This window comes from Dolichospermum sp. UHCC 0352 (assembly GCF_009711925.1).
Lineage (GTDB): Bacteria > Cyanobacteriota > Cyanobacteriia > Cyanobacteriales > Nostocaceae > Dolichospermum > Dolichospermum lemmermannii.
The window spans coordinates 57,879-68,131 of record NZ_VIKY01000283.1 but is presented as its reverse complement, the minus strand read 5'-3'; the positions used below and the strand labels follow the sequence as shown (position 1 = coordinate 68,131).

At 37.8% G+C, this 10,253-nt stretch carries 2 protein-coding genes; both read right to left on the bottom strand.

The features are described 5' to 3' along the window. Positions 1–3,855 carry a non-ribosomal peptide synthetase gene (locus tag FJR06_RS20570; RefSeq protein WP_168652172.1) on the bottom strand — a complete coding sequence of 1,285 codons (3,855 nt, stop codon included), beginning with the start codon at positions 3,853–3,855 and terminating at the stop codon, positions 1–3. Beyond that, on the bottom strand, positions 3,821–10,246 hold the full coding sequence (locus tag FJR06_RS20565; protein ID WP_168652171.1) for a non-ribosomal peptide synthetase: 6,426 nt from the start codon (positions 10,244–10,246) through the stop codon (positions 3,821–3,823). The genes FJR06_RS20570 and FJR06_RS20565 overlap by 35 nt, the downstream gene beginning before the upstream one ends. Positions 10,247–10,253 lie beyond the last annotated feature (7 nt).

The window sequence follows — 10,253 nt, the reverse complement described above, 5'->3', positions numbered from 1 at the left end:
TCAATTCTGACTAAGAATCGCATTAATAATAGTGGCGTTTTGATTGAGATAGGGGGGATCGATTATCTCTCGGTGGACACCATGGGCATAATAATTGATTCGTTGTCCCCTTGTAGCTTGTATCCAATCATCTTCATAATCGTAGTTGCCTTCAGCACGGATGAGATGAATATTGCCATTAATTTGCACATTTTTTAAATCGGAATACCAGAGAAAATTAAAGTATTCCCAGACTTGATTGTAGGTGAGATCGCGTAATTTTTGATTCTCCATAAAGTAACGCCTCAATTCCTGACGTTTGGGATTTAACAAGAAAGTATCAACGCCTTCTATAATTTCTGACATTTCAGCTTGTTGAGCTTCACGACCGCCTCGATAAGTATCTATTAAAATCACATCAGAAACCACGCGATCGCGACTTTCTAACTTTTGAGCCATCAACATTGCCAAAAAACCACCTGCTGAATGTCCCATCAATTTTAAGTCTTGATTTGGTGCTATGTCGTCTATCAATTCTGCATATTTTTCTAAAGTTGCTTCATCGGCTATATATCTGAAAGTATATATAGCATAATCTGTTAAATAATCAGCTAAATTTGCGTAAGCTGCGGCAAAACCAAGAGCTGGCGGAAATATAAAAACTGCTTTTTCTCGTGCTTGATTAAAAACTATATAAGGACGTTCTTTAGGTTGGATATTCATCTCTTTAGCGTAGATGATATATTTACTCAATTCTGCTACTGTTGGTTTTTCATAAATCATCGATAAAGGAATTTCAATTTCTAGTTCTTGATAAATTAATGCCATCAAATTCATGGCTTGTAATGAGTGACCACCTAAATCAAAGAAGTTATCATTCACTCCCACCTTTGATACTTGCAGAACTTGCTGCCAAATGCTTACTAAAATCCTTTCTGAGGAATTGCGGGGAGGTAAATATGGTAATTCTACTATCGATGTTTCATCTGGTTGAGGCAATTTTCGACGGTCTATCTTGCCATTAGGATTTAATGGTAATTCTGACAAGACCACAAAAGCTGAAGGTATCATGTAAGCTGGCAATTTCTGCTGTAGGAAGCGACGCAGTTCGCTAGGAGTCAATGATGAGTTTTTTCTAACTACATAAGCTACTAAGCGTTGGTTTTCAGAAGTATTTGCTTGCAGAATGACAACTGTTTGTTCTACTTGGGGATGAGTATCTAAAAGAAATTCAATTTCTCCTAACTCAATACGTAAACCTCGTAGTTTGACTTGATGATCGATGCGACCAAGATATTCTATATTTCCATCACTTAGGTAACGAGCTAAATCTCCAGTTTTATATAATTTTCCTTCACCAAAGGGATTAGAAATGAATTTTTCATTAGTTAATTCTGGTTGATTGAGGTAGCCTCTAGCTAAAGAGACACCTCCAATATGTAATTCTCCAGCAATGCCAATGGGAACTGGTTGCAAATATTGATCGAGGATGTAAGTTTGAGTATTAGCTATCGGGCGACCAATGGGAATTATTCGACAGTTAGAATCTGGCTGACATTGCCAGCAAGTGGCATCAACTGCTGTTTCCGTTGGCCCGTAAAGATTATGTAATTCACAGTCCAATCGCTCAAAGAATCGTTGAGTTAGTTCATAAGATAGTGTTTCTGCACCACTAAAGACTCGCTTTAAACAACGACAACTTTCTAAGTTTGGTTGTTGCAGAAAAATTCGCAACATTGAGGGAACAAAACATGCTTGAGTGACTTGTTGTTGAGCAATCAAATTAATCAAGTAAGCGATATCTTTATGACCTTCAGGTTTAGCCACTACTAGAGTAGTGCCAGATGTTAAAGACCAAAATATCTCCCAGACTGAAACATCAAAACTTAAAACACCTATATGCAGGATGCAATCACCTGCGATAAGCGGATAAGTATCAATTGTTCGCAATAAGTTATTGCAAATACCCTGATGAGTAATCATCACTCCCTTTGGCTTACCTGTAGAACCAGAGGTATAAATCACATAAGCCAAATTTTCCGCTTTCACCAATTTGACGGGATTGTGTTGACTATAATTAGCAATGATGTGCCAATCACGGTCTAAACACACCACCTCGGCTGAATTTGCTTGTAAAGAGTATACTAGAGACTGCTGGGTTAGTAAAATTGACACTGCCGCATCAGTTAGCATATAAATTAAGCGATCATTCGGATAACTAGGGTCTAAAGGCACATAAGCTCCCCCTGCCTTTAAAATTCCCAGTAGTCCGATTAGCATCTCTATTGAACGCTCAACAAAAATTCCCACCAATACTTCTGGTTCTACACCTTTTGTTCGCAAATAGTGAGCTAATTGATTGGCTTTTTGATTTAATTGTTGATAGGTTAATTGTTGACCTTCAAAAATCACTGCAACTGCATTGGGGTTGCGTTCTACTTGTTCTTCAAATAGGTCATGGATACATTTATCTTGAGGATATGCGACTTCTGTGTTATTCCATTCTATTAGTAACTGATAAAGTTCTTCAGAAGTTAGTAAATTGATTTGTGACAATTGGCAATTAGGATTCTCGACTACTGCCTGAATAATTTGTAAAAAGTGACCGCTCATTCTAGCGATCGTCTCTTCTCGAAATAGATCCGGTTCGTATTCTATAACCAATCTTAAATCGTTGGTATCTTCAAATAAACTCCAACTCAAATCGAATTGAGCAGTTCGAGGTTTTAGTGGGTAAGCTTGATGTTCAATCCCAGGAATTTTTATCACTGCTTTACTGTCTTTACTAAGCAGTGAAAACATCACATCAAATAAAGGATTTCGTGTTAAATCATGTTCTAAATCAAGGGCAGATACTAATTTATCAAAAGGATATTCATTATACTCATAAGCATCAAGACAAGTATTTGTCACTTCTGCTAATGCTTGTTGAAAAGTTCCCACTTTTGGGAGTAAAGTTCTTAAAGCTAGAGTGTTAACATAAAAGCCAATTTGATTTTCTAGGTCTGGATGATTACGTCCAGAAATAGGTATACCAATGACTAAATCATGCTGTCCGGTGTAGCGATGGAGTAATATTTTAAATAAAGTTAAGAGGGTAATAAATAAAGTTGTATGATTCCCAGCAGCAAAAGAGCGTAATTTTTCGCTTAGACTCTGACTAAAATTATAAGTATATATACCAGCTTGAGAAGATTTAAATTGTGGTCTAGGAAAGTCGGTAGGTAAGTTGAGGATGGGTGGTTCTCCAGCAAAGCGATCGCACCAATAATTACATTGTTCTTTTGCCTCCTCACTTTCTAACCACTGATTTTGCCATGCTGTATAATCCTTATATTGCAATGGTAGTGCAGGTAAAGCGGCAGTTTTTTGTTGCGTGCAAGCAGAGTATAAAGTGACGAACTCTTGAAAAATGATGTCGAGCGATCGCGCATCCCCAATAATATGGTGTATAGTCAAACCAAACAAAAATTCCTCTGGCTTTATCTGCACTAACAAAACTCGCATCAAATGTAATTTCTCTAAATCAAAACGCGAGTTTGCTGATTCTTGAATCAAGCTATCAGCTATTGTTTCAGCATCCTTTTGTTCTCTTAAATCTCTAAATACTACTAACTGTTCTTTAGGCACTTCTTCATGTACAATTTGCTGAATGCTACCTGCGATATTTGTAAAAGTAGTACGCAAAATTTCATGGCGGTTTACAATTTGTTGAAAAGCTGCTGTGAATGCGGCAATATCTAAGCTGCCATTAATTCTCATTGCCAACCTAATATTGTAAGCACTAGAATATTCACTTATATGGTGCAGAATCCACATCCGCCTTTGAGCGTGGGATACTTCATAATATTGTTGATTCGGTAGTGAATTTATCATTTTCTTGTCGTAATTGAATCAAATCAGCTTGTGCTTTTAAAGTGTTTTGAGTAAAAATTTCTCGCAATCGCAATGCAACTCCGAATTGGTTACGTATGTGCGACACTAAGCGCATGGCCTTTAAACTATTTCCTCCTAGCTCAAAAAATGACTGATTAGTATCACTCACCTCTACCTCCAATAATTCAGTCCAAATGGAGGCTAATAAAGCTTCTTGTGGATTAAAGCTAGTAATTTGATGACTTGTTTGAGCAATATTTGCTTCTGCTTTTGGTAGTCCTAGACGATTGATTTTGCCATTTGGTAATAACGGAAAATCTGCCAACTGCATCAAATGATTTGGCTGCATATAAATCGGTAAAACTTGTTTTAATTGGCTGCTAATATGTTGATGATTTATAGCATTCTTTGCCTGATAATATGCAATAACTGTCACTAATTCTTCTTTTTCCTCAGCAATTACCAGTGCTTTTTCTACACCATCAATAGCAGCTAGTGCATCTTCAATTTCTCCCAACTCAATCCGTACTCCATTCAACTTCACTTGCTTATCACTGCGTCCTATCACTTCCACCGTTAAATCCGGTAGCAGTCGTCCCAAGTCTCCTGTGCAATAAACTATATCAGCCCCATGATTCAAAGGATTGGGTATAAAAACAGAATTGGTTAATCTTTGGTCTTGGTAATAGCCTTTTGTTAAATAAGGTGACTTGACGAAAATTTCTCCCACTTCTCCTACAGCACAAGGACGAGTCCCATCAATCACTGCAAACGCCGCCTCTGGCAATGTTTTACCTCCAGGAACTCTGGCATAAGTAATTTTATTCGGGTCAGGAATCCGATGAAAATGTTTGACAAAGGTGGTTTCACTTGCACCATAAATATTGACAAATTCTGTCTGAGAACCAAAAACTTGATGCCATTCACGCAGTTCTTTGACAAATAAAGGTTCTCCTCCCAATACCAAAACTCGTAAATTCTTGAGTAATTGATCAGCATTGGTTAAATTGCGACCAATCTTTAAAAATAGGCGCATCACCGAAGGAACAGTGTGCAGTAAGTTAATCTGCCATTCTCCTAACCGCAGTAATAACTTTTCTAAATCTTCGCGGTCTGTGCTATCAGGAATATAAAGAGTTCCTCCAGAACATAAAGTTACAAGAGTTTCCCTAAGATAAGCATCAAAATTAATTTGTGCGATTTGGAGACAGCGCCAATTAGAATTAATTCCAAATTCTAATTTTTCCCAATTGATGAAGTGACGCAAACTGCCGTGACTACCAAGTATAGCTTTGGGTTCACCTGTTGATCCAGAGGTAAACATAATATAGTTAGAATCATCTGCGTCAGGCATAATTAGAACTTTTTTATCATGATTTGCTTCTACAAGCAAGCATTGATAATTTGTGCCATCCCATTGATAGTATTGCTGAATTTCATGGGCATTTATCACCAATATTTGAGGTGGTTTTGGTAATAATGCTAATCGAGGTTTGATAATATCTAAATTCTCGGAATCGACTACTATCATCGTGGGGGATGTTTTGCTCATCATGCGTAAAGAGCGTTCTTCTGGTTCATCCAAACGCAGAGGTAAATAAATTCCCCCAGCCTTAAATACCGCTAACATTGCTAATACTTGACGATAATCTCCTTCAAGAATTACGCCACAAATATTATCCTTTTGAATGCCTAAATATTTAAAGATGTTAGCCCAAGAGTTAGTAAGTGTATCTAATTCCAGATAGCTTAATTCTCCCTGAGAATAAATAATAGATGTTTTGTCTGGTAAAGCTCTTACTTGCTCGATAAAATCATGGATTACTGTGCGTCTTTCTAAGCGAGGAATTGGTTGAATAAAACTTTCAAAAAAAGCGGTTTCTGTTGGAGATAAAAGAGAAATTTTACAGATTGGTTGGCTAGGATTGTTTAGCATTTCGGTAAGCAACTTATCGAAATGGCTCAGACATTTTTGCATCCTCTCTGCTTGGAATAAATCTGTATTGTAAATTAAATCTAACCTGAGTTGCTCGTTTTGCTCAATAAATACAAAAGACAGGTCAAATTTACTGGTAGAAGTTAGTGAATTTAGGGATTTGATTTGTAATTCTTCTATAGCTATAGGTTGACCAAAATTTTGTAGAAGTAATAACACATCAAACAATGGTGTACGGTTAATCTCTTTAGAAATTGCTAGTTCTTCTACCAAAATATCAAACGGGTAATCAGCGTGTTCAAATGCTTCGGTAACAGTTTGACGAACTTGTGCAAGCAAATTTTTATAACCTTGTTCTGGCTCTATTTGGTCACGCAGAACTAGTGTATTCAGAAATAAACCGATTAAAGATTGCAGTTGAGGATGGTTGCGAGTGGCAATTTCTGTACCAATGGAAATATCGTGTTGACCACTGTAGCGATACAGTAATACTTTTACTGCTGTTAATAGTGCCATAAACAAAGTGCTTTCTCTTTGTTGACAAATCCCTCGCAACCCACAGACTATTTCTGGTTTGAATGTCCAGCTTAAATGTGAACCATTGAAAGTCTTAATAGAAGGTCGTTGAAAATCTGTAGGTAAGTGAATGCGGGGTATTTGCCCATTATCAAGTTTTTGCCGCCAGTAATCTAAGTTTTTTCTATACTCATCACTGCGTAAAATATTAGCTTGCCATGCTGCATAATCTTTGTATTGTATAGACAATTTATCTGGATTTGGCTGTAAGCCTTTAACAAAGTAATTGTAATATTTTAAGCATTCTTTAGCTAATAAATCCATCGACCAGCCATCACAAATAATATGATGGATTTCCATGCACAGAATATATTGTTGCTCTGGGAGCTTATAAATATTAGCTCGTAAAAGTGGGCTATTTTCTAAATCGAAAGGTTCTTGGGATTGTTTAATAATTTCTAGGATGTGGCTTTCAGCATGAGGTTGATTGCTCCAATCTTGAAATCCCACATGAAAAGGACTATGTGCAAGTACCTTTTGCCTCGGTTCACCGTTGATTAATACAAACGATGTCCGCAATGTTTCATGGCGAGCAATCAAAACTTGCATTGCTTTTTCAAAGGCATCAGGGTCAAAATTTCCTTTTATTTTGAGTGTAGACACAATATGATAAGCCACATTGTTTAGATCCATCTGTTGCAACACAAAGAAACGTTTTTGTGCATGAGATGTTTCATAATTTTCTTGCTTAGATAAATGGGGAATTACCTGAACATTAATAGGTGTACTAGCAGTTAATAACTCTGCTTGTTCTGCTATTGTCGGATGCAAAAATACTTGTTTGATTTGAAAAGAAAGACCCAATTTTTCTTGAATCTGATTGACTAGAGCAATTGCTTTAAGGCTGTGTCCTCCTAAATCAAAGAAGTTATCATTCACTCCCACCTTTGATACTTGCAGAACTTGCTGCCAAATGCTTACTAAAATCCTTTCTGAGGAATTGCGGGGAGGTAAATATGGTAATTCTACTATCGATGTTTCATCTGGTTGAGGCAATTTTCGACGGTCTATCTTGCCATTAGGATTTAATGGTAATTCTGACAAGACCACAAAAGCTGAAGGTATCATGTAAGCTGGCAATTTCTGCTGTAGGAAGCGACGCAGTTCGCTAGGAGTCAATGATGAGTTTTTTCTAACTACATAAGCTACTAAGCGTTGGTTTTCAGAAGTATTTGCTTGCAGAATGACAACTGTTTGTTCTACTTGGGGATGAGTATCTAAAAGAAATTCAATTTCTCCTAACTCAATACGTAAACCTCGTAGTTTGACTTGATGATCGATGCGACCAAGATATTCTATATTTCCATCACTTAGGTAACGAGCTAAATCTCCAGTTTTATATAATTTTCCTTCACCAAAGGGATTAGAAATGAATTTTTCATTAGTTAATTCTGGTTGATTGAGGTAGCCTCTAGCTAAAGAGACACCTCCAATATGTAATTCTCCAGCAATGCCAATGGGAACTGGTTGCAAATATTGATCGAGGATGTAAGTTTGAGTATTAGCTATCGGGCGACCAATGGGAATTATTCGACAGTTAGAATCTGGCTGACATTGCCAGCAAGTGGCATCAACTGCTGTTTCCGTTGGCCCGTAAAGATTATGTAATTCACAGTCCAATCGCTCAAAGAATCGTTGAGTTAGTTCATAAGATAGTGTTTCTGCACCACTAAAGACTCGCTTTAAACAACGACAACTTTCTAAGTTTGGTTGTTGCAGAAAAATTCGCAACATTGAGGGAACAAAACATGCTTGAGTGACTTGTTGTTGAGCAATCAAATTAATCAAGTAAGCGATATCTTTATGACCTTCAGGTTTAGCCACTACTAGAGTAGTGCCAGATGTTAAAGACCAAAATATCTCCCAGACTGAAACATCAAAACTTAAAACACCTATATGCAGGATGCAATCACCTGCGATAAGCGGATAAGTATCAATTGTTCGCAATAAGTTATTGCAAATACCCTGATGAGTAATCATCACTCCCTTTGGCTTACCTGTAGAACCAGAGGTATAAATCACATAAGCCAAATTTTCCGCTTTCACCAATTTGACGGGATTGTGTTGACTATAATTAGCAATGATGTGCCAATCACGGTCTAAACACACCACCTCGGCTGAATTTGCTTGTAAAGAGTATACTAGAGACTGCTGGGTTAGTAAAATTGACACTGCCGCATCAGTTAGCATATAAATTAAGCGATCATTCGGATAACTAGGGTCTAAAGGCACATAAGCTCCCCCTGCCTTTAAAATTCCCAGTAGTCCGATTAGCATCTCTATTGAACGCTCAACAAAAATTCCCACCAATACTTCTGGTTCTACACCTTTTGTTCGCAAATAGTAAGCTAATTGATTGGCTTTTTGATTTAATTGTTGATAAGTCAATTGTTGACCTTCAAAAATAATTGCTACTGCATCAGGGTTGCGTTCTACTTGTTCTTCAAATAGTTGATGGATACATTTATCTAAAGGATAGTCAGTCTGAGTATCGTTCCACTCTACCAATAACTGATGTCGTTCTGCTTCTGTCAATAACGGTAGTTCAGCTATCTGCTGCTGGGGATTAGCAACAATCGCTGCTAATAAGGTCTGCAAATGACTAGCCATCCGCACAATTGTGTCCCTTGTAAAACGACTAGTATCGTAACTAAATTTTATGAGCAACTCTTGTTTGGGTATTGCTGCTACGGTCAAAGGATAGTTTGTCTGTTCAAAATTCTCCACCTTGCTGACTGGCAATAATTGATTTGGCTCCTCTGACAAGCTATCCATAGGATAGTTCTCAAACACTACCAAACTTTCAAATAACGGAACTCCTGGTGGTACATCACTCATGTTTTGTACTTCCGCCAGAGTACTATAAGCGTACTCCTGAAGTTCTGCTTGCTTTTGTTGCAATTGTTGTAGCCAAGGTATAATTAATTCTGATTTGGGAGTGGATACTCGCAGTGGTAAGGTATTAATAAACAACCCCACCATGTTTTCTACCATCGGCAAACTGGCAGGACGACCGGAAACTGTGACACCAAATAAAACTTCAGACTCTCCACTGTAGCGACTGAGGAGAATAGCCCAGGCTGCTTGGATCAAAGTTGATAAAGTCAGACCATATTGCAAACCCAAAGATTGCAATCCTTTAGTGGTAGCGCGGGATAAATGCAATTCCTGTTCTTGATAAGTTGGTTGTACTCCAGAGTTACTAAGCTGGGGTCGGTCTACCACTAGTGGGGTAGGAGCAGTGAAGCCCTTAAGGGTTCGCCGCCAAAACATTTCCGCAACAGATAAGTCTTGCTGCTGTAACCAAATAATGTAGTCTTGATAAGGACGAGGAGAAGGAAGATAGCAGTTTTGACCTTGAGAGTAAGCAGTATAGAATGTTAAAACTTCTTTATAAATTATGGGTAAGCACCAACCATCTAACAGGATATGATGCCAATTCCAAAGAAATTTATAGCTTTGATCAGATAGCCGAATTAATGTACAGCGCATCAAAGGTGCTTGATTAAGTTGAAACCCTTCTTGATATTCTGTTTGCAGTAAAGAATCTAGACGCTGTTGTTGCTCTATGGAGGAAAGGTTTCGCCAATCTTGATAGTTCCAAGGTAAATCCACCTGCTTTCGCACTACTTGTAGAGGTTGTTGACGCTTCTCCCAGAGAAAAAGAGTTCGCAACACCGAGTAGCGTTCTACGACTTGTTCCCAAGCTCGTTTAAAAGCAATAACGTTAATGTCTGTACAGATAGTGATTAGCGTTTGATTGCAATAAACTCCTGAGTCTGGAGCATAAATGCTATGAAAGAGCATCCCCTGTTGCATGGGGGAGAGAGGATAAATTGACTCTACGTTTTTGTTTTTCTGAGATTTTTCAACTAACATTGTCGTT

What these genes read in the sequence shown, in the direction of transcription:
- FJR06_RS20565 (WP_168652171.1), bottom strand. Translation starts at nt 10,246, where the DNA reads ATGTTAGTTGAAAAATCTCAGAAAAACAAAAACGTAGAGTCAATTTAT.
- FJR06_RS20570 (WP_168652172.1), bottom strand. Translation starts at nt 3,855, where the DNA reads ATGATAAATTCACTACCGAATCAACAATATTATGAAGTATCCCACGCT.